This window comes from Kitasatospora sp. MAA4, assembly GCF_029893355.1.
Lineage (GTDB): Bacteria > Actinomycetota > Actinomycetes > Streptomycetales > Streptomycetaceae > Kitasatospora.
Window position 1 is genome coordinate 65,315 of sequence record NZ_JARZAI010000019.1, and the last position, 20,248, is coordinate 85,562.

A 20,248-nucleotide genomic window follows, 5' to 3' on the forward strand; every position below is an offset into this window, starting at 1 on the left:
CGCCGCGGCTCACCGGGCGGCGAGCGCAGCCAGCACCAGGAGGTTCGCGGCGTACTGCGTGACCATGAACGCCCGGTAGGCGCCGCGCCGTTGCTGCCGGTCGGCGCTCTCCCGCCGGGCGTCGCGCACCACCCGGGCGACGACCCAGATCGCCCCGGCCGCCACCGGTACCGTCCCCACGAGAGCGAGCGGGGCCCACAGGGCAGCCGCCACCGTCCCGGCCGTGCCGACCAGCACGGCACCCGCCACGGCCAGGGCCCGCGCCGCCGCCACGCCGCGGACGACCGCCACGGTGCGCCGTCCGCCGGCCGCGTCCCCGCCGGCGTCCCCCAGGTCCTTGACCAGGGAGCCGACCAGAGCCATCCAGGCCGCCATCACGCAGCCGAACACCGCGCCCGTCGCGGTCCACCCGGACCCGGCTGCCGAGACCCCGGCCGCGTACGAGGTCGCGCCCAGACCGAACGCCACCACCGCGCAGAGCACGCTCGACTGCTTGGCCCGCACCGGAGGGGCCGAGTACGCCCAGCCGAGCAGCAGGAAGCCCACCACCCACACGAGTACCCCGGTCCCCGCCAGCCCTCCGAGCGCCAGCGCGGCGACGGCCAGCAGGGCCGTGGCGGCCGTGGCGGTGCGGACCGGGAGGTCTCCTCGGGCGATCGGACGCCGGGAGCCGTTCGCCTGGTCCTCGCGGACGTCCGTCACGCCGTTGAGCAGGTACGCGCAGGCCACGGCGCACCACCAGGACGCCATGCCGAGCACGGTCCGCCCGGTAGCCTGCGGCAGCTGTGCGGCGGAGGCCAGCCCCACCGCGAATCGCAGCAGGAACACCAGCTGTACCGACGGGCGCGCCTCTGACCAGCACAGACGCGCCGTATTCACGGCGGTACGCCATCGGAGATCCAGAGCGCGAGCCGAAACGGGGGCGCTCAGGTAGCCAGCGGAATCGATCATGGCCCGCAGCCTAGGAATGGCCTCGGGTACATCGCCATACAACCATCGGCGTACACGGTGTACATCCCCGCTGAGTCCTTGGTGGCAATCCGTTGCGACGCCCGGAATTCGTGGGACACGATGGGTGGCGCCGCAGCCCGGTGAAACGAATCCGGACGCCGCGGTGGGGGATACGAATGGCGCCCGTACCGGAAAAGGAGCGCCGACCCTCTCGCCCCCTCATTCGAAACGGCAGGGACCCGTAGAAATGAATGCTCAGGTGGAAAGGTTGCAGCAGACCGCGAAACTGATCTCCCAGGCGCAGGTCCGCGAAGGCGGAGAGAGATGGCACCGAGCCGTCTTCGAGGAGATCGCAGCACGTCTCGACGGTCCGGACTTCCCGTGCGTCTTCTCCCGGAACGCGTTCCGGAAGCAGCTCCTGAAGTTCGTCTTCGTGGAGAGCGCCGGAAGCGACGGCATCCGGCACCTGGCGGAGGCCCTCACCGAGTACGTCGAGTTGTCCAGGGCCTGGGACGGCCAGTTGGACACCGCGTATCCGCTGGTGGTGCTGTTCTCGGCGGAAGCCGTGACCGCGCGCACCGTCGAGGAGTACCACTCCTTCGGCTGGCGGGTGCTGCAGGAACTGCACCACCACGATCCCGCGCCGTGGCCGGACGACGTCGGGAAGGACCCGGGTTCCGAGACCTGGTCCATGTGCTTCAACGGAATGCCGTTGTTCTGCAATATGAGCAGTCCGGCGCACCGGAACCGCCGCAGCAGAAACCTCGGCCGGAATTTCGCCCTCGTCATCAATCCGCGGGAACGGTTCGACGTGTTCGCCGGCGAGACGTCGAGCGGCCGCAGGGTCCGCGCGAACATTCGCAAGCGCATACAGGCTTACGACGGAATCCAGCACTCACCGCAGTTGGGCTCCTACGGCGTCGGAGCGCTCGAATGGTTCCAGTACGGCCTCATCGAAGAGAACACCGAGCGAAACGGTGTCTGCCCTTTCCAGCCCCAGACGGCTGTCGAAACGAACAGGAGATCCTGACCAATGATCGAGCTCATCGTGTCCCAGGGGCGGGTGGCCGACCGGGAACCCCGGATGATCGAGGGCGCCGCCCGCATCGCACGGGCCCTGGAACGCCGCTACGGACTCACCGGCCGCTTCATCGGGGAGCCCGCGCCGCCCGCCGACGACGACTGGACCGTCAGCCTTCCGCAGGCCGGGGAGACACTGACCGGGCTGCGCCGGGCCGTCACCGAGAGCATCGGGAACGGCAGCCGGACGGTCATGATCTCCAACACCTGCTCGGCGAGCCTCGCCACTCTGCCGGTCGTGGCCCGGGAGCACCCGGATGCCGTGGTGCTCTACATCGACGGGCACGGCGACTTCAACACGCCGGAGACGACCGGCACCGGGTATCTGGGCGGGATGGTCCTGGCCGGCGCGTGCGGGCTGTGGGACAGCGGTCACGGCGCCGGCCTGCGCCCCGGGCAGGCGATTCTGGTCGGGGCACGCGACATCGACGAGGCCGAGGGCGAGCTGATCGCGAAGCACGGCGTCCGGGTCATTCCCCCGGCGCAGACGACGGCCGAGAACATCCTGGACGCCATCGGCGACTCCCCGGTGTGGGTGCACATCGACTGGGACGTACTCGAACCGGGACACGTACCGGCCGACTACACGGTGCCGGACGGCCTGCTCCCCGCGCAGATCCGGGCGATCTTCGACGCGATTCCGCCGGGGCAGCTCCGCGGCGTCGAACTGGCCGAGTTCAACGCCCCGTTGGACGACGGGCTCAGCGAGCAGGCGATCGAGACGATCCTCGACATGGTCGCCCCCGCCTTCGAGAACACCCCGGCAGGCTAGTCCAGCCGGCCCCCGCCGAACCGATCAAAGGAGTACTTTCCGATGCCTCTGCACGACAGCATCCTCGACACCATCGGCCGCACCCCGATCGTCAGGCTGCACCGCATGGCCCCCGCACACACCACGGTCTACGTGAAGGTGGAGTCGTTCAACCCCGGCGGCTCGGTGAAGGACCGCCTCGCGCTCTCCGTCGTCCTCGACGCCGAGGCGAAGGGGCTGCTCAAGCCCGGCGACACCATCGTCGAGTGCACCTCCGGAAACGTCGGGATCGCCCTGGCGATGGTGGCCGCGGCCCGCGGCTACCGGTTCGTGGCGGTGATGGGTGACACGTACTCGGCGGAACGGCGCAAGCTGATCCGGGCCTACGGCGGCAGGGTGATCCTCTTCCCGGGCCACCTCGGCAGCAGCGGCGGCAACCGGATCGCGGACGAACTCGCCCAGAAGCACGGCTGGTTCCGGGCCAACCAGTTCGACAACCCGGCCAACCCCGCGTACCACCGCGAGACCACCGCCTCGGAGATCCTCGGCGACTTCGCGGGCAAGCGGCTCGACTACTTCGTCACCGGATTCGGAACCAGCGGCACCCTCACCGGTGTTGGGCAGATGCTGAAGACGGCCCGCCCCGGGGTGCGCGTCGTCGCCGCCGAGCCGGACAACGCCGCCGTGCTCGCCGGGCAGGAGTGGAACGTCCACCGGATCCAGGGCTGGGCCCCGAACTTCGTACCGGGGGTGCTCGACCCGAGCGTCATCGACGAACTGGTGACCGTCGACGAGGTGGAGGGGCGCGACACCGCGCGCAGGCTCGCCGCCGAGGAAGGCATCTTCGCCGGCATCTCGGCCGGCGCCACCCTGGCGACCGCGCTGCGCGTCGCCGCGACCGCGCCGGCGGGCTCGGTGCTGCTCGCCATGCTCCCGGACACCGGCGAGCGCTATCTCTCCACGTTCCTCATGGACGGGATGATCGAGGGGTCGGACGACGACTGGCTCGCCTCCCTGGAGACCGCTGACGGCGCGGCCTGACCATGAGGGAATTCATCCCCCCTGCGGCCCGTTTCATCGACCTCCCCGCAGAGTTCGCCATGCGACGGGGCGGCACGCTGACCGGCGCGCGCATCGCGTACGAGACCGTCGGACGACTGGCCCCGGAACGCGACAACGCGGTCCTGATCCTCACCGGTCTCTCGCCCGACGCCCATGCCGCCTCCCACCCGGCGGACACCGACCCCGGCTGGTGGGAGGCGATGGTGGGACCGGGAAAGCCCGTCGACACCAATCGCTGGTACGTGATCTGCCTGAACTCGCTGGGTAGTTGCAAGGGATCGACCGGGCCCGCCTCGGTCGACCCCGGCACCGGCGAGTCCTACGGTCCCGACTTCCCGGACCTGTCGATGGAGGACATCGCCGACGCCGCGGCCCACGCGGTGCGGGCGCTGGGCGTCGACCGGCTGGCGTGCGTGATCGGCACGTCGATGGGCGGCATGAGTGCGCTGTCCCTGCTGGCCCGTCACCCCGGCCTGGCCCGCGGCCACATCAACATCTGCGGCGCGGCGCGTGCGCTGCCGTTCTCGATAGCGATCCGCTCCCTTCAGCGTGAGGCGATCCGGTGCGACCCGCAGTGGAACCAGGGCCGGTACGACGACCGGAACTACCCGCAGCGCGGCATGTTCACCGCGCGCAAGCTCGGCATGCTGACCTACCGGTCGGCCCAGGAGTGGGAAAGCCGGTTCGGCCGCGCGCGCATCGCGCCGGAGGACCGCGCGGACGACGACCCGTTCGGCCATGAATTCCAGGTGGAGAGCTATCTGGAGCGTCACGCCCGGCGCTTCGCGCGCCGTTTCGACCCCAACAGCTACCTCAGCCTCAGCCACTGCATGGACAGGTTCGACCTCGGCGAGTCCTGCGGTGGTACCACCGACGAGGCCCTCTCCCGCATCCACCTGGAGAAGGCACTGGTGATCGGGGTGGAAACCGACATCCTCTTCCCGCTGCGACAGCAGCAGCAAATAGCGGACGGTCTTTCCGTCGACGGTACCGGCGTCGAATTCCTGGCGATGGATTCGTCGGAGGGACACGACGCCTTCCTGATCGACACCGCCCGTTTCGGGGCGCCCGTGGCCAGATTCCTGGCCACGCTCTAGCCTCCTTTTTCCTGCCCCTTGGAGAACCGTATGCCCGACCATCTCTCCGGACTCGCCCTCGTCACCGGCGCCAACCGGGGCATCGGCTTCGAGACCGCGCGTCAGCTCGCCTCGGCCGGCGTCCAGGTGCTGCTCGCGGGCCGCGACCGCGAAGCGGTCACTGCGGCAGCGGACGAGCTGCGGGCCGACGGCCTCGCCGTCGACCCCCTCGTGCTCGACGTCACGGACCCGGAGAGCATCCGGGCCGCCGCCTCGGAGGTCGACGGCAACCACGGCCGCCTCGACATCCTGGTCAACAACGCCGGCATCCGGATCGAGGAATACGGCAAGCAGCCGTCCGAGCAGCCGATGCGGCAGTGGCGCGAGACCTTCGACACCAATCTGTTCGGCGTCGTCGAGGTGACCACGGCCTTTCTCCCGCTGCTCGGCAGGTCCACGGCCGGACGCATCGTCAATGTGTCCAGCCTGCTCGGCTCGCTGGCCACGCACAGCGACCCCAAGTCGTACGCGCACAGCCCCATGTTCAAATCGCTTCCCGCCTACAGCGCCTCCAAGAGCGCGGTCAACTCCTGGACCGTCCACCTTGCGTACGAGCTGCGTGGGACGCCGATCAAGGTGAACGCCGTGCACCCGGGCTACACCAGGACCGGAATGAACGACGGCGCAGGCGATCTCGACGTCGCGGACGGAGCCAGGACGAGCGTCGCGATGGCCCTGCTCGGCAGCGACGGCCCGACCGGCACCTACACCCACAGCGGAGCGACCGTCCCCTGGTAGCCACCCGGAACGGCCGTTCCTCCCGTCGTTCCCGTCCTTCCCGTATTGGAGTCATCCGATGGGCAACCATCTGGCTTTGGTCACCGACGAGACCAGCCTTGCCATTGATTACGACATGCCGTTGCTGCTCGATGCGTGTCACGAAGTCGGCATCAGGACCGAGATATGTTCCTGGCGAGATCCGGACATCGCCTGGGATCGCTTCGACGCCGTCCTGCTGCGTTCTCCCTGGACCTATGTGGAGAGCCTCCCGCAGTTCCTGGAATGGTGCGAGTACGTCACCGATGTGACGTCCCTGTTCAACCCGCTTCCGGTGGTGCGGTGGAATCTCGACAAGCACTACCTGGCCGATCTGGCCGCGGCCGGCGTGCCGGTCGTGCCGAGCGGCTTCGTGGCCCCCGGCGCGGATCCGGCGGCGGCCGTGCGCACGTTCCTCGCCCGGCACGACCGGGCACCGGAGATCGTGGTGAAGCCGACCGTCGGCGCCTACTCCCGGGACGTGCAGCGCTTTGCCCGGTCCTCGGAGACCGAGGCGGCTGCCTACGTCGCCAAGCTGCTCGATCAGGGCTGCCACGTCATCCTGCAGCCCTACCTGGACTCGGTCGATCACGACGGCGAGACCGACCTCATCCATTTCGACGGCGTCTACAGCCACGCCATCCGCAAGCGCGCACTGCTCCTGCCGGACGGCAGGGTCGACCAGCCGACGCAGGAGGCCCGCACCGCGCGGGACGCCGCCGAGGACGAACGCGCGGTCGCCGCGGCCGCGTTGGACGCCGCAGCTGAGCACCTGGCGCTGCGGGAGCCACTGCTCTACGGCCGCGTCGACCTCATCCGCGGCGCTGACGGCAAGCCCCTGGTCCTCGAACTCGAGCTCTGCGAACCGTCGCTCAGCATGCCGTTCTCGGAAACCTCCGCCGCACGATTCGCGCAGGTCATCTCCGCACGGCTGGAATCAGTCTCCCGACAGCGAAAGAACGGACAGTCATGACGTCACAACAGGGTTCCCCCGCCCGCCTCGCGACACCGGCCCTCTCCAACGGCACCCTCTACGCCGCGCTCGGAGTGGTCAGCTTCTCCTTCAGCTTCCCCGGAACGGTGTGGGCGCTCGACGGATTCGGGCCGTGGAGCGCCATCGGGGTACGCGGCGTCCTGGCTGCCGTCATCGCGATCGGCGCGCTGCTCATCACCCGGGCCCCGCTGCCGGCGCGCACGGACTGGCCCGCGCTCGCCGTCGTCGCGGGCGGCTGCGCGATCGGCTTCCCGCTGCTCACCACGCTCGCCCTGCAGACCTCGTCCACGGCGGACTCTGCGGTCGTGATCGGTGCGCTGCCGATGGCCACGGCGGTGTTCTCCGCAGTCCTCACCCGGCGCAGCCCTTCGAAGGTCTTCTGGGCCGCGGCCGGCCTCGGAGCGGCGACCGTCATCGTGTTCACGCTGTCGCAGAACCACGGCCGACCCACCGTCGCGGACCTCTTTCTCTTCGGCGCCCTGCTGGTCTGCGCCGCGGGCTACGCCAACGGCGGGCGGCTCTCCGCACGCATGCCGGGCTGGCGCGTCATCGCCTGGGGCGTGGTGCTCGCCGCCCCCGTCAACCTCGCCGTGGCCCTGTGGGCGCTCTCGCACGAGCCCGTACACCTCACCGCGAAGGCCGTGGTCGGCATGGCCTACATCGCCGGCATCTCGCAGTTCGGCGGATTCGTCGTCTGGTACAAGGGCATGGGCCTCATCGGCGTGGCGAGGGCGAGCCAGCTCCAGCTGGCGCAGCCGCTGCTGACGCTGGTGTGGGCTGTGCTGCTGCTCGGCGAGCAGATCACCGCGGCCGTCCCGCTCACCGCCGCCATCGTGCTCAGCTGCATCGTGGTCACCCAGCGGGCCAGAACATCCTGAGACCGGCGCAGGGCAGGAGAGGACACTGGCGGGCGGCATCGGTGTCCTCCCTCCCCCAGCACATGCAGAGGTATCATTGATGCACGACTTGATATCAACGGAGGTGGCCCGTGACCCGCACCGTGATCGACCTCGATGACGCCCTGGTTGCCGACGTGGCGCAGGCCCTCGGCACCTCGACGAAGAAGGAGACCGTCAACACGGCCCTGCGCGAGGTGCTGGAGAACCGGCGCCGCGCACTGGCGCTCACCCGCCTGCGCGGCGCCGCGCAGGACGGCGCGTTCGATCTCGACCTCTTCGAGGACAAGGCGAACTACCGTCGGTGAACGCCGCCCGCTTCCTGATCGACACCAGCGCACTAGCCCGACTGATGCGCCCGGCTGCCGAGTCGTACGGCTGGGACCAGGCCGCAGCGGCGGGCCTGATCGCCATCTGTCCGATCACAGAGCTTGAGTACTTCTACAGCGCCCGCTCGGCAGCGGACCGCGAGCGCGGCATCGCGGATCTGCGGGCCGTGTTCACCTGGGCCCCGGTCGACGACCGCGCCTACGACCGGGCCTGGCAGGTCCAGGGGATACTGACCGCGCAGGGGCAGCATCGCAGCGCCGGTCCCGTCGACCTGGTGATCGCCGCCTCCGCCGAACTCCAGGGGCTCACCCTGCTGCACCGGGATCACGACTTCGACTGCATCGCGGCGGTGACCGGCCAGGCCATGCAGTGGTTCGGCCCGGAAGCCGGCAGGTAGGCGCGCCCCGGACGCCGGGGACGGCGGCCGGCTGGTTTCATGGGGGGTGGAGTGCGCCGCCCCCACCGAGTTTCGGGCGCGAGCCGGCCGCCACCGCGGTGATCGTGGTCGTGCAGGCACCGCACCCGCTGCGCTTCCTCACGCTGCCGGTCGCTGCGGGTGTCGCGGCGAGCCGGGCCGAGCACGTGGCGAGCTACCCCGCCGACTGGAGGTAGAGCTCAGCTCCGGCGGGTGATCCGCAGCAGATGCTGGGCGGGATCGGTGAGTTCGGTGTCCTTGCGCCAGACGGCGCGCAGCGTGCGCTGGAGCGCGAGGTCGTCGGTGGTGGGGATCTCGACCAGGCGGCGGGCGGCCAGATCGTCGGCGACGGCGAGCTGCGACAGCACGGCGGGCGCGGCGCCGCCGGCCGCGGCGGCGCGCAGCGGGGTGGTCGAGCCGAGTTCGAGGACGGGCTCGCACGGGCCGTTCCAGGCCCGCAGGGCGCGCTGCAGGGTGTCACGGGTGCCGGAGCCGGCCTCGCGCAGCACGAGCGGGGTGCTCGCGAGTTCGGCGCCGGTGAGTGGCTGCTTGCGGCGGGTCCAGGGGTGGCCGGGGGCGGTGACGACGACCAGCCGGTCGTGGGCGACCACGGCGGTGCGCAGGTCGCGCGGGGTGGCGGGGCTCTCGATGAACCCGAGGTCGGCGTCCTGGCGGCGAACCGCCTCGATCACCTGCTGGCTGTTGGCGACCTGGAGTCCGACGTGCACGCCCGGGCTCAGCGTGCGCAGGGTGACCAGCCAGCCGGGCAGCAGGTGTTCGGCGAGGGTGAGGCTGGCGGCGATCTGCAGCCGCCCGTCCTGCCGGGACACCAGCGCGTCGACTCCCTCGGCCAGCGCCTGCGCGGCCTCCAGCACCTGGCGGGCCCAGTCGTTCACGACCACGCCGGTGTCGGTGAGCCGGGAGCCGGTGGTGGAGCGGTGCACGAGTTGCAGACCGAGCCGGCGTTCCAGCAGGTTCATCCGCTCGCTGGCGGCGGGCTGGCTGATGCCGAGGCGGGCGGCGGCGCGTCCGAGACTGCCGGTCTCGGCGACGGTGACCAGGAGCTCCAGCGCGTTGAGGTCGGGCAGCCGGCGCGGACGATCCGCAGGTCGGGGGCCTGCGGAGGGGTTCGAGGTCATAGGCACAACTTATCGCGTGCCAGGTAACTGACGGGTACCGGCCGCTGCGCAGCGGGGGGAACGTGGGGCCATGACCCTCTCCCTCACGCGTCCCGCCGCCGCGCCCTCCCCCTCCCCAGGCCGCCCGGCGGCGGGGAAGCGGCTGCTGCCGGGGCTCGCGGCGGTGGCCGCGGCGGTCGCGGTGGCGTGGTCGGCGAACCGGCTGGTGCCGGCCGTCGCGCCGCTCACCTGGGCGGTGGTGCTGGGGGTCGTGGCGGGGAACCTGCGCCTGCTGCCCGACCCGCTCCGGCCCGGCCTGGCCTTCTCCTCGCGCCGCCTGATGCGGCTGGGGATCGCCCTGCTGGGCCTGAAACTGGCGCTGGGCGACGTGGTCGCGCTGGGCTGGCAGACCGTCCTGGTGGTGCTCGGAGTGGTGTCCGCGACCTTCTTCGGCACCCAGTGGCTCGGCCGGCGCGCCGGGCTGCCCGGTGACCAGCCGCTGCTGATCGCCACCGGGTTCTCGATCTGCGGGGCGTCGGCGGTCGCCGCGATGAACGGCGTCACCGAGAGCGAGGACGAGGACGTGGTCACCGCCGTCGCGCTGGTCACGCTCTGCGGCACGCTGGCGATCGTGGTGCTGCCGCTGCTCCAGGGCCCGCTGGGCCTGGGGGACGTCCAGTTCGGACGGTGGACGGGGGCCAGCGTGCACGACGTCGGCCAGGTGGTGGCGATCGCGCAGGGCGCCGGACCGACCGCGCTGGGCCAGGCCGTGGTGGTTAAGCTGATGCGGGTCGCGCTGCTGGCGCCGATCGTCGCCGGCGTCGCCCTCTCCCGCCGCCGCGCCCGACCGACCGTCGCGGCGGCGAGCCGGCGCCAGCCCGTCGTGCCGCTCTTCGTGGCCGGCTTCCTCGCCCTGGTGGCCGTGCGCACCAGCGGGGTGCTGCCCGGCTCGGTGATCGCCGGTGCGGACCAGCTGGACGGACTGCTGCTGGCCGGCGCGCTGTTCGCGCTGGGCAGCTCGGTCGACGTCCGTGCGCTGGTCCGCACCGGGGGACGGGCCCTGCTGGTGGGGCTGGCGTCCTGGCTGCTGATCGCCGTGCTCGCCTACATCGGAGTGCGGCTCACCACCTGAAACCTCCCCTGGCCTGGTCCGAACGGGCGACCCCTGGGCGCGCGTTCCCGGCGTCTGCGCGCCCGCGCGTGAGGATCGCTGACGGCCGGGCCCGCCGCCTCCCCCGTGCGCCGGGCGGCCGGGAGGCAGCCGTGCGGATTCTGCTCGTCGCGAGCGCGTTCAACAGCCTGACCCAGCGGGTCTTCGTCGAACTGCGCGATCGCGGACACCTGGTGGGTGTGCAACTGGCCCAGGCCCCGGACGACGACGCCCTGCGGGCGGCCGTCCGCCGCCACGCGCCTGACCTCATCCTGGCCCCGATGCTGAAGAGCGCGATCCCCGCCGACCTCTGGTCCGCGCACACCTGCCTGATCGTCCACCCCGGCCCGATCGGCGACCGCGGACCGTCCTCGCTGGACTGGGCGCTGCACGAGGGTGCCCGGCAGTGGGGCGTGACCGTCCTCCAGGCCGACGCCGTGATGGACGGCGGGGACGTCTGGGCCACCGAGCCCTGCACGGTCCCGGCCGGCGTCGCCAAGAGCGACCTCTACCGCGGCGAGATCTCGGATGCCGCGGTGCGGGCCGTGCTGCTCGCCGTCGACCGCGTCGCCGGCGGCACGTACGTTCCGCAGCGCCAGGCCGACTTGGCGGCCGTCGGGCGCACCCGCCCGTACTTCGACCAGAGCCTGCGCCGGATCGACTGGCAGCGCGACAGCACCGCGCAGGTGCTGCGGGCGCTGCGCGGCGCCGACTCGCAGCCCGGAGTCGCCGACGAGCTGTGCGGCGCCGAGTGGTTCCTGCACGGCGGCCACCCGGAGGGCCAACTGCGCGGACGGCCGGGCGAGTTGCTGGCGACCCGGGCCGGCGCCGTCTGCCGGGCCACCGCCGACGGCGCGGTGTGGATCCCCGAACTGCGGGCCCGCCGCCGCCCGGGCGGGCCGCCCGGCGTCAAGCTTCCGGCGGCGACGGCGCTCGGCGCGCTGCTGCCAGAGCTACCGGAGACGGCGGATGGGCCGGACATCGCCTACCGGGAGGACGGCCCGGTCGGCGTGCTGCGGTTCGCCTTCCCCGGCGGCGCGATGAGCACTGACCAGTGCCGCCGCCTGCTCGCCGCCTACCGCCTCGCCTGCACCCGACCCACCTCGGTGCTGGTGCTCGGCGGCGACCGGGACTTCTTCTCCAACGGCATCCACCTCAACGTGATCGAGGCCGCCGACGACCCGGCCGAGGAGTCCTGGGCCAACATCCAGGCGATGGACGACCTGGTGGAGGCGGTGCTGACCACCACCGACCGGCTCACCGTCGCAGCGCTCGGCGGCAACGCCGCGGCCGGCGGCGCGATGCTGGCGCTGGCCGCCGACGAGGTGTGGTGCCGCTCCGGCGTCGTGCTCAACCCGCACTACCGGCTGATGGGCCTCTACGGCTCCGAGTACTGGACGTACACCCTGCCCCGCCGGGTCGGCACGGGCGCCGCCCGGCGGCTGACCGAGGAGGCGCTGCCGGTCGGCGCGACGGGCGCCCAACACCTGGGCCTGGTGGACCGGATCGTCGAGAGCGCCCCGGCGGACTTCGCCGCGGACGTCCGCTCGCTGGCCGCGCGCCTGGCCGCGCTACCCGCCCTTCAGGAGCGGATCGCCGCCAAGAAGGCGCGGCTTGAGCGCGATGCCGCGCTCAAGCCGCTCGCCGCCCACCGCGAGGAGGAACTCGCCCGGATGCACGCGATCTTCTTCGACCCGCAGGCCCCCTACCACGCCCTGCGCCGCGCCTTCGTCCGCAAGCACCCACTGACCCGCAACCCGGACCACCTCGACGCGCTGCCCCGCACCCTCGTCCGCTCCGCCTCGCGCTAGGTAGCCGTGCTGAGGGCCGCCTTCTGGTCGGAGTCGAGGGCGTCCAGCTGTGGCTGTGCCTGAGCGGCCTTGAGCTCGGCCTGGATGGTCCTGAGGTCCGGCGCCACGGAGACCGCTGTGCATGCGTCGCCGTCGTCCGCCAGTTGTCCCAGATAGGCGCTCCAGTCCGCGGCGGCCTTGGCCCAGGGCGGTGCTGGGAACGCGCGGGCTCGTCCGACCGCGGTGACCAGGTTCCGGCAGTCCTCCTTCAGGTGCTGGTCCCGGGCGATCGCGTCCCAGTCGGGCTGCTGCTTGTCCAACGCCGGGTTCAGCTGCCCGACGTAGCGGAAAAGTGCGGTGAAGGCGGCCTCCATCTGCCCCTGCCCGCCGCCCTGCAGCCAGAGCATGTAGCTCTCCTTCCCGATTTCCTGCGGGTCGGCGGGCGGCGGCGGTACGTAGTCCGGTGCGCCCACGCTGTCGACCCGGGTGTGACGCGGCGCTGTCCAGAGGTGCAGAGCAGGCCAGACGGCCAGGGCGAGGAACACCGCGGCCACGGCAGCCGGTCCCAGCCGCGTCACCACCCCTGGCAGTCCGACCGCTGCGGGACGCGCCCGGGCCCGACGGCTCAGCCTGCGGCCGAGCAACACGCCGAGGACGGTGAGCGCGGAGCCGAGGACGCCGATGTCCCGCAGGGCATAGAAGGCGACGAAGACGTCACCGGGCCGATGGGTGCCCCAGAGGATGAGGCAGCACAGCAGGCCGGTGAGCGTGGTGGCGAACAGGGCCGGCATCATTCGCGTTCGCCGCATTCCGAGCAGGAGGCCGGTGCCTGCCTGGACGGCGAGGACGGCGATGATCTCCCAGCAGAGGAACACCACCGCGTATCCGTCCCCCGCCCGAATCGCCGCGGACGCCGTCAGGTGCGCCCCCGCCCGCAGGCCGATGTCGATCACCAGCCAGACCAGCGCCGCGAGGCCCCCGATGCGGGCCGCAGAACGGACGGCCTCGCGTCGAGCCGCCCCCAGGAGCAGGGGGACGAGCCACAGGAGGGGGGCGGCGAAGAGGGTGGCGGGCCCTATCACCCACAAGAGGATGAAGGGAGCCAGCACGGCCTCGACCACCGCCCGGTCGAGCCCGCTCCCGTGAGCCTGCGACACGAAGTGCCGCCACACCGACGCGTCCGCGGACAGCGTCGGTCCGAGCGGCGGGATGAAGTAGTTGAGGGTGTTCCACCAGCGCAGGCACGCCCAGATCGCCAGCAGCATCGCGGCGGCGGCGAACAGCCGACGTCGTCGACTCGCGGTGGCGAGCAACTGCCAGCAGTGTCCCGCCCAGTGGCACAGCACCAGGACGGCCACCAGCATGAGAGCGGCCAGTAGCAGGTCTCGCCGCAAGCCGGCTGTGTCGAACTCCCACGCATTCGCTGCCGGCTGGTGTCGGAGCAGCCGGTCCGCGCGCAGGACGAGCAGGCCGTACGCCGTGGCCAGGCCGAGGCCGAGGCCGAGGCCCGCGCGGGTGTACACGGCGCGGCCGCCCGCACCGGAGCGGACGAATGCGGCACCCCGCCAAGCCGACACGACCACCACCAGGGCCGTCAGCAGCGTGGCGGCATCGTGGCTCGCCTGGTAGGCGAACGAGGTGGACGAGAGGTTCGCACCCTCCACCGCCTGGGTGGCGTAGTCGCCGGCGATCTGGGCCACGAACGCGGCCGTGAAGGTCTCCCAGAAGCCGGGCCGCAGCAGGCGCTCGGGCTGGTCCAGCAGCCGCACGCGGTCCAGCAGCCGCGGGTGGGTGTGCCACCAGCGGGTGCCGTCCTGTTCGGCTGACGCCAGGAAGACCTCGCGCAGTGCCGCCGGGTCGCTCCACTGCGTGGCTCGGGCGTCGGCGTAGCCCTCCCGTGCCCGTAGGACCGAGATGCGTATGACGTAGACCAGCGCGATCAGGACGACGAAGAACCATCCCAGATCGACCAGGTTGGTGAGCAGCAGTCCCATCCCGACGCGCAGTGGATTGCGCAGTGGCTGCGTGGTCTGCAGGACCGGATCCACCAGGGTGGCCAGTACCGGGAGGACGGTCACCAGGACGAACGCCCGCCAGACCGCGAGCGTCAGATAGGTGATGGTCACGTCCCCGTTGCGGATGTGGGCCAGTTCGTGGGCCAGCACGGCCCTGAACTTCGCCGGGGCGCGCCGTCGTTGAACCAGCAGACCGGCGCTCAGTGAGACCTGGCGCCGACCGAGCCCGCCGAAGGCCTGCCCGGCGGGGCGCGCATTGGCCGGATCGAGGAGGAACCTCGGCGCGCGGACCAGACCCGCCAGCTCCACCAGCTCCTGCAACTCCTCCTGTAGTGAGGCGGTTTCGGGCGAGGACAGTTCATCGATCGGGACCAGCCGCGCGCGGCGCCGGTGCCACCACGGGTGCACCGCGAACAGCAGCAGCGCCAGCAGTCCCGTCAGCCCCAGCGCGCCGGCGATCCACAGGACGTCGGTGAGCGCCAGGCCCGCTATGCAGTGCTCGAAGTGCTGGTGTTTGAGTGTGTCCTGCGGCGAGAGCCAGTCTCCCATCGGCAGGTAGTAGCCGGTGCGCACCGAGCACCGATCCTCGGGGAGGCCGGTGGTCGGCCGCCAGACGGATACGAACGTCCCCCACCACGTCGCGGTGACGGTGGCCGCCAACACGATGAGCGAGCTGAACCGCAGCGTCGTGCCGGCCGGGGTGCTGAACGGGCCGTCGGTCGGGCGTGCCATCTCAGGCGGCTCCGGCGTCGTCGCCCACCGGTGAGCCCGGCGCAGGCAGTTGGTCCTCGGCCGCTGCGAGCAGCGCGTCCACCAGCGGCTGTGCCTGCTCTTCCGGAATGCCCAGTTGCCTTGCCTGGCTGAGGAGTTGGTCCCGCAGTGCGGTGGCGCCCGCCGTCGCCTCCGGCGCCTCGGCCGGGCCGCTCGGGCTGTCCACCGCACGGTCCGCGCGACGAAGCCTGCGCCAGGCGCGCTGCACTCCATGACCGCCCCGCTTGAGGACCTCGTCGCTGACGTTGTCCAGCAGCCGGTTGTACAGCGAAGTCGCCAACGTCAGCGCCAGCGGGCTGATCAACATCTCCGCGGCGTCCCACCCCGACGCGATGATCCCGTCCGTGTACCGCCGCTCGCGCGGAACCTCGCCGCGGCTGACGAACTGCGCGGCCAGCGGCTCGAAGATCACCGACTCCTCCGGCGCCACGGCGCCCACCGCCCGTCGGGCGGCCTCGGAAATCAACTCCCGCCGTCGGGTATCCACCTCGCGCACAGCACTTCCCTTCCCACCCCAATGGCCCCCGGTGCTGAGATTCAACCACCAAGTGCCGTTGTTCGAGATGGACTTGCGGCAATCAGGGCAGGCCGATCGTCAGGCCCGGCCCGCCGGTGCGCGGTGCGGGGTGCTTGCGGTCGGTGCCGTCGTCTTCTTCGGGGTGCGGGCGCCGGGGAGGAGTCCGTCCAGGGCGAGGCTGCCGGGGCCGGTCACGGCGATGCTGAGGAAGATCCAGCAGAACAGCACCGAGAGCTCGCCGCCGTTCTGGATCGGCCACAGCGCGTGTTCCTGGTGGACGGTGAAGTACGCGTACGCCATCGAGCCCGAGCAGAGCAGCGCGGCGGACCGGGTGCCGAGGCCCAGCAGGACCAGCGCGCCGCCGACCAGCTGGATGAGCGCGGCCCACCAGCCCGGCCACTGGCCGACCGGCAGGGTGGTGCCGTGCGCGCCGCCGAAGACGCCGAGGACCGACGCGGCGCCGTGGCAGGCGAAGAGCAGGCCGGTCACGATGCGTAACAGCCCCTGCACGTGCGGGCGGGCGGAGGCGGCGGCCGAGCGGGCGGCGACGATCATGGGTCTCCCTTGGGTGATGCGCCGCGGGACGGGCGCATATGAGGTGGACCTGTCAGATTCTGGGGGGCTGGCGGCGGTCGAGTCCAGAGGGCGAAGCGCTGAGTACCGTCTGAATCCGCCGCGCGCGGGCGCCGGCATTTTCACCCGGCCCAGCGAGGTTTAGGCGGCGTCCGGGCCGGTCAGAGGCCCACTGAGGGTAGGAGTCCGCCATGAACGTGATCGAACGCTATGCCATCACCCTCCCCGGCACTCCGGGGACGCACGCCCCGCCCCGGGTGGTGACCGTTGCGCTGTCCGGTCGGCTCGGAGCGGACGGGCGACCGGTGTACGCGGACGAGACCGGTGAGTTCCTGGTGCAGATCAGTGCCGACGGTATCGCCGAGCCGCTGGTGGAGCAGCCCGGCCCGTGCACGACGAAGTGCCTGCACGCCGTCCCGCTGCCGGGACCGCGCTGACGACGGTCGCGGGGACCAGGGACGATGCATCGTCGTGCTTGGAAGCCCGCGCCGCACTCACCCACTGACCCTCGCGGGCCCGTCAGGTCGCGGGCGGGGTGCGGAGTTCGCTGATGACGGCCCAGGCGACCGAGACGAGGGGGAGGGCGACCACGGCGCCGATCACGCCGTACAGGATGCCGCCGGCGGTGACGGAGAGGGCGACGGCGACGGGGTGGATGCTGACGGCCCAGCTCATCACCACGGGGTGCAGCAGATGGCCCTCGATCTGGCCGATCACCACGATCAGGGCCAGCACGATCAGGGCGGTGACCGGGCCCTTGGCGGCCAGCGCGACCACGGCGGCGATCGCCAGGGCGACGGGTGAGCCGATCAGCGGGATGAGGGTGGCGAAGAACTCCAGGACCGTCAGCGGCAGCGCCAGCGGCACGCCGAGGACGAGCAGGGCGATGCCGACCAGGATCGCGTTGGTGCCGGAGACGATCATGATGCCGCGGGTGTAGCCGGCGAAGGTGCGCCAGGCGGCCTGGCCGGCCCGGGTGGTGCCGTCGCGGGAGCCCGCCGGGAACTGGCGCTGCGCCCAGCGCCACATGCCGTCGCCCGAGTGGATGAAGAAGATCGAGCAGAACAGCGCGAGGGCGGCGCCGGCGGCGATCTCGAAGACCCGTCCGGCCTCGTTCACCGCGGTGCTGACGAGCGTCGAGCGGTGGGCCGACAGGAAGGTGCTGAGCTTGGACTTGAGTCCGGAGAGACTGTTCGCCTTCAGGTGGAACGGCGCTCCCTCCAGCCACTTCTCGATCCGGTCGAGCCCGCCGCTGAAGTCGTTGCCCAGGGTGTGTGACTCACTGGCCACGGTCTCGCCGACCAGGGAGAGCAGCCCGGCGAGCAGCAGCAGCGCCCCGAGGACGGTCACCACGACGGCGAGCACGCGCGGCATCAGCCGGGCGAGCCGGTCGGCGGCCGGGCGCAGGATCGCGGTGATCACCAGGGCGACGAAGACCGCCACCACCGGCAGCACCAGACGGCCGACCACGATCACCACCGCGTAGGCGGCCACGCCCATGACCAGCAGCCGCCAGGCGTACCCCGCGGCGCGCTGCATCCCGGGCCCGACCGTCGTGCCGGGCCTGGTGGGCGCGATCGGGGTGGCCCGCCGTTCGGCGTTCCTCCTGCGCGGCGATGGCATCCGGCTCCTCCTGGTCGGGCACGGTGGGCGTAGACCGACCGGCCTTAGCCACCGTAGATCGCCGCGCCGCGCCGGAGCCCCAGCGCCACGAGGTACCGCCCGAATGCCGAACCGCCCGCCGCGACCGAGGGACGGCTGCGACGGGCGGGTGCGGTGCCAGGTACTGCGGTGAGGGCGGATCAGTTCTCGTGGGCCGAAGCGTCGTCCACCAGGAACGCGGTGGTGGCGGTGCTGCCGGACTCGTGCGAGACCAGTTCCAGGCCGATCGTGGTGCCGAAGCCGACCTGGTTGATGTACGGGGACAGGTCCACCGACTGGTACTGGTAGCCGGGGGTCGCGCCCTTGCTGCTCCACGTCCTGACCGTGCCGAGCGGCTGCTTGGTGTACTGGTCGATGGCGATCAGCGACAGCGTGTCGGGGGTGGCCGAGGTGTTCGTGGTCTCGGTGTCGAGCCAGAACGAGAACGACGCGGCGGTGTAGCCCGGGTAGGTGTTCAGGTACTGGGTGATCGAGTCGTCGCTGCCGACGCTCTGGCCGAGCCAGGCGTACCAGCTGCCCGAGTGCGCCGAGTGCAGGCTGGACGGGGTGATGATGTTGTAGCCGGACGGGCTCCACGCGTCGGTCATCCCGGTGTGGTTGACGTCGGCCGAGCCGTTCTCGAAGCCGGGGTCGATGAGCTGCTCGATCGAGCCGCAGCCCGCCCTGGAGCCGGCGGCGACGTTCTCCCAGAACCCGGTGCTCGCGGTCTTGCCGGCGGTGTCGACGGCGTTGACGGTGATCCGTACGTAGCCGTTGGTCGCGGCGGCGCTACCGGAGATGACGCCGGTCGAGGCGTTGATGCTGAGCCCCTGCGGCAGGCCGGTGGCGCTGTAGCTGACCGCTGCTCCGGCGCTGTCGGCGGCGACCGCCGGTATCGAGAGCGGCGTGTTGGGAACGTCCGTGCGGTCGCACATGGTGCTGAGCACCACGGGCGGGCCGGTGTAGACCGGGTCCGAGGCGCTGCACAGGTGGTCGGTGTTGGACCAGAGCGTCTGCAGCGGGAAGGAGCCGGTGGACAGGTTCTCGGTGAACAGCCCGCCGTTCGAACCGGCCGGGATCCAGGCGCACTTGTCCGCGACCTCCTGGCCGGTGGCGTCGGTCCAGCCGCCGGGGGTGTTCGGGTCGGTCAGCGTCTCGGCGTACTCGTGGCCGCCGATGATGCCGTAGCCGTCGAGGCGGCCGCGCGCGGTGTTCTCACCGAACCAGTTGGTGCCGCAGCCGGCGACGTCCGTCAGGTAGGGCATGTTGGTGTAGGCGAGCTGGCCGTACGAGGAGTGCTCGAAGTCGTGCCAGGCGCAGTACCCGAGCTCCTTCCAGGTGTCCGGGTCGGTCCCCTGCGGCGAGTCGATGATGTACTGCACGTTGCGGTTCTGCGCCTCGGTGGTGTTGCCGAAGTGCTGTGCGGCAGCGGCTGCTTCGGCGCCGAGCTGCGGCTCGTTCGCGGACTGCGGGGCCGCTGCGGCGTTGTCCACCCAGACGCCGGCGAGCACGCTGCCGGCCTTCGGGTACGGGATGTGCGCGGCGCTCGCCGGGCACTGGATGGTGCCGGCCGGGATGCCTTCGCAGTACTGGGTGATGACCCCGCTCCAGCCGTCGCCGGCGCTGCCCAGGCCCTTGAAGAAGTCCTGCTGGTACGGCGCGGCCTGGTCGGCGTCCTTGGACATCACGACGTCGCCGCTGGCGTTGGTGGACGGGGTGCCCCACTGGGAGCCCCAGAGCACCAGGTACACCTTCGGCGGGCCGATGACCACACCGGTCGAGTCCTGGCCGCCCTTGTACTGCATCTGCAGGTCGTACTGGTTGGAGACGTACCCGTCATCGGGGTTGCCGGTGGAGGGGTCGGCACCGTCGGCCGTCTGCGGGTGCATCTTGCCACCGGAGCCGCCCGTGCCCGGGGCCGGACGGGCGGCGCCGACCCTGCCGAGCGACGCGGGCTTCGCGGTGGTCTTGGTCGCCTTGGCCACCTTCGGGGTGCCGGGCTGGACCTGCATCCAGCCGCTGGCCGTGGTCTGTACCCAGCCCGCGGAGGCGGGGTGCGGGTCGGCCGTGGCGGACAGCGGGTTGGCGACGAGTCCGGCGCCGGCCATGGCCACGACGAGCCCGGTGAACACGGCTCGCTTGCCGCGCCGGAACAGGCCGTATCTGAGTCTGGTCACGTTGACACAGTCCCTTTCGGGTGGGGGAGTGGGGGTGCGAGGGGGGACCGAGCGCGGGGGAGGAAACAACAGTGGAATTGCGGGGGCACTGTGACGCTCTATCAGTGCAATACTATATTGCAATG

19 protein-coding genes are annotated in these 20,248 nt (G+C 71.5%); 12 read left to right on the forward strand and 7 right to left on the reverse strand.

The window, feature by feature from the left end; all coding sequences use genetic code 11:
• Nucleotides 1-9: 9 nt before the first annotated feature.
• Nucleotides 10-828: a UbiA family prenyltransferase gene (locus P3T37_RS24535; protein WP_280725988.1), complete on the reverse strand. Its 819-nt coding sequence runs from the start codon at nt 826-828 to the stop codon at nt 10-12.
• 370 nt (nt 829-1,198) lie between these two features.
• On the opposite strand from P3T37_RS24535, the gene P3T37_RS24540 reads away from it, so the two are divergent.
• The 9 genes from P3T37_RS24540 (at nt 1,199) to P3T37_RS24580 (ending at nt 8,353) form a co-directional block, all read left to right on the forward strand.
• Nucleotides 1,199-1,981, forward strand: coding sequence for a YqcI/YcgG family protein (locus P3T37_RS24540; protein ID WP_280725989.1), 783 nt, complete (start codon nt 1,199-1,201; stop codon nt 1,979-1,981).
• Between the two features lie 3 nt (nt 1,982-1,984).
• Nucleotides 1,985-2,803, forward strand: coding sequence for an arginase family protein (locus P3T37_RS24545; protein WP_280725990.1), 819 nt, complete (start codon nt 1,985-1,987; stop codon nt 2,801-2,803).
• Between the two features lie 42 nt (nt 2,804-2,845).
• Entirely contained in the window at nt 2,846-3,823 is a 978-nt protein-coding gene (gene cysK, locus P3T37_RS24550) for a cysteine synthase A (protein WP_280725991.1), read from the forward strand.
• 2 nt (nt 3,824-3,825) lie between these two features.
• Nucleotides 3,826-4,941: a homoserine O-acetyltransferase gene (locus P3T37_RS24555; RefSeq protein ID WP_280725992.1), complete on the forward strand. Its 1,116-nt coding sequence runs from the start codon at nt 3,826-3,828 to the stop codon at nt 4,939-4,941.
• Between the two features lie 30 nt (nt 4,942-4,971).
• Nucleotides 4,972-5,718 (forward strand): SDR family oxidoreductase, encoded by a 747-nt coding sequence (locus P3T37_RS24560; RefSeq protein WP_280725993.1) that lies wholly within the window; start codon nt 4,972-4,974, stop codon nt 5,716-5,718.
• A 58-nt stretch (nt 5,719-5,776) separates the two neighbouring features.
• A complete protein-coding gene (locus P3T37_RS24565; protein ID WP_280725994.1) occupies nt 5,777-6,709 on the forward strand; it encodes a hypothetical protein in 933 nt (310 codons plus the stop codon).
• The gene (locus tag P3T37_RS24570) at nt 6,706-7,608 is read left to right on the forward strand and encodes a DMT family transporter (protein WP_280725995.1); all 903 of its coding nucleotides are present in this window, start codon (nt 6,706-6,708) and stop codon (nt 7,606-7,608) included. The genes P3T37_RS24565 and P3T37_RS24570 overlap by 4 nt, the downstream gene beginning before the upstream one ends.
• Before the next feature lie 110 nt (nt 7,609-7,718).
• Nucleotides 7,719-7,934: a type II toxin-antitoxin system VapB family antitoxin gene (locus P3T37_RS24575; RefSeq protein ID WP_280725996.1), complete on the forward strand. Its 216-nt coding sequence runs from the start codon at nt 7,719-7,721 to the stop codon at nt 7,932-7,934.
• The gene (locus P3T37_RS24580) at nt 7,931-8,353 is read left to right on the forward strand and encodes a PIN domain nuclease (protein WP_280725997.1); all 423 of its coding nucleotides are present in this window, start codon (nt 7,931-7,933) and stop codon (nt 8,351-8,353) included. Before P3T37_RS24575 ends, P3T37_RS24580 begins: the two co-directional genes overlap by 4 nt.
• Before the next feature lie 218 nt (nt 8,354-8,571).
• On the opposite strand, the gene P3T37_RS24585 is transcribed toward P3T37_RS24580, so the two are convergent.
• A complete protein-coding gene (locus P3T37_RS24585) occupies nt 8,572-9,510 on the reverse strand; it encodes a LysR substrate-binding domain-containing protein (RefSeq protein ID WP_280725998.1) in 939 nt (312 codons plus the stop codon).
• 70 nt (nt 9,511-9,580) lie between these two features.
• Here P3T37_RS24585 and P3T37_RS24590 point away from each other — a divergent pair, with 70 nt between their 5' ends.
• Together P3T37_RS24590 and P3T37_RS24595 are read left to right on the forward strand one after the other, a co-directional pair.
• Nucleotides 9,581-10,621: a putative sulfate exporter family transporter gene (locus P3T37_RS24590; RefSeq protein WP_280725999.1), complete on the forward strand. Its 1,041-nt coding sequence runs from the start codon at nt 9,581-9,583 to the stop codon at nt 10,619-10,621.
• A gap of 131 nt (nt 10,622-10,752) precedes the next feature.
• Nucleotides 10,753-12,450, forward strand: a complete 1,698-nt coding sequence (locus P3T37_RS24595) for a hydrogenase maturation protein (RefSeq protein WP_280726000.1) — start codon at nt 10,753-10,755, stop codon at nt 12,448-12,450.
• On the opposite strand, the gene P3T37_RS24600 is transcribed toward P3T37_RS24595, so the two are convergent.
• The 3 genes from P3T37_RS24600 to P3T37_RS24610 all read right to left on the reverse strand — a co-directional run bounded on the left by P3T37_RS24600 (nt 12,447) and on the right by P3T37_RS24610 (nt 16,287).
• On the reverse strand, nt 12,447-15,176 hold the full coding sequence (locus tag P3T37_RS24600; protein ID WP_280726001.1) for a M48 family metalloprotease: 2,730 nt from the start codon (nt 15,174-15,176) through the stop codon (nt 12,447-12,449). The genes P3T37_RS24595 and P3T37_RS24600 overlap by 4 nt on opposite strands.
• Nucleotide 15,177: 1 nt before the next feature.
• Nucleotides 15,178-15,711, reverse strand: coding sequence for a hypothetical protein (locus P3T37_RS24605; RefSeq protein ID WP_280726002.1), 534 nt, complete (start codon nt 15,709-15,711; stop codon nt 15,178-15,180).
• 99 nt (nt 15,712-15,810) lie between these two features.
• Entirely contained in the window at nt 15,811-16,287 is a 477-nt protein-coding gene (locus P3T37_RS24610) for a DoxX family protein (protein WP_280726003.1), read from the reverse strand.
• 209 nt (nt 16,288-16,496) lie between these two features.
• Here P3T37_RS24610 and P3T37_RS24615 point away from each other — a divergent pair, with 209 nt between their 5' ends.
• The gene (locus tag P3T37_RS24615; protein WP_280726004.1) at nt 16,497-16,742 is read left to right on the forward strand and encodes a DUF6296 family protein; all 246 of its coding nucleotides are present in this window, start codon (nt 16,497-16,499) and stop codon (nt 16,740-16,742) included.
• 82 nt (nt 16,743-16,824) lie between these two features.
• On the opposite strand, the gene P3T37_RS24620 is transcribed toward P3T37_RS24615, so the two are convergent.
• Both P3T37_RS24620 and P3T37_RS24625 read right to left on the reverse strand, forming a co-directional pair.
• On the reverse strand, nt 16,825-17,928 hold the full coding sequence (locus tag P3T37_RS24620; protein ID WP_280726005.1) for an AI-2E family transporter: 1,104 nt from the start codon (nt 17,926-17,928) through the stop codon (nt 16,825-16,827).
• 179 nt (nt 17,929-18,107) lie between these two features.
• A complete protein-coding gene (locus tag P3T37_RS24625; RefSeq protein WP_280726006.1) occupies nt 18,108-20,123 on the reverse strand; it encodes an Ig domain-containing protein in 2,016 nt (671 codons plus the stop codon).
• Nucleotides 20,124-20,248 lie beyond the last annotated feature (125 nt).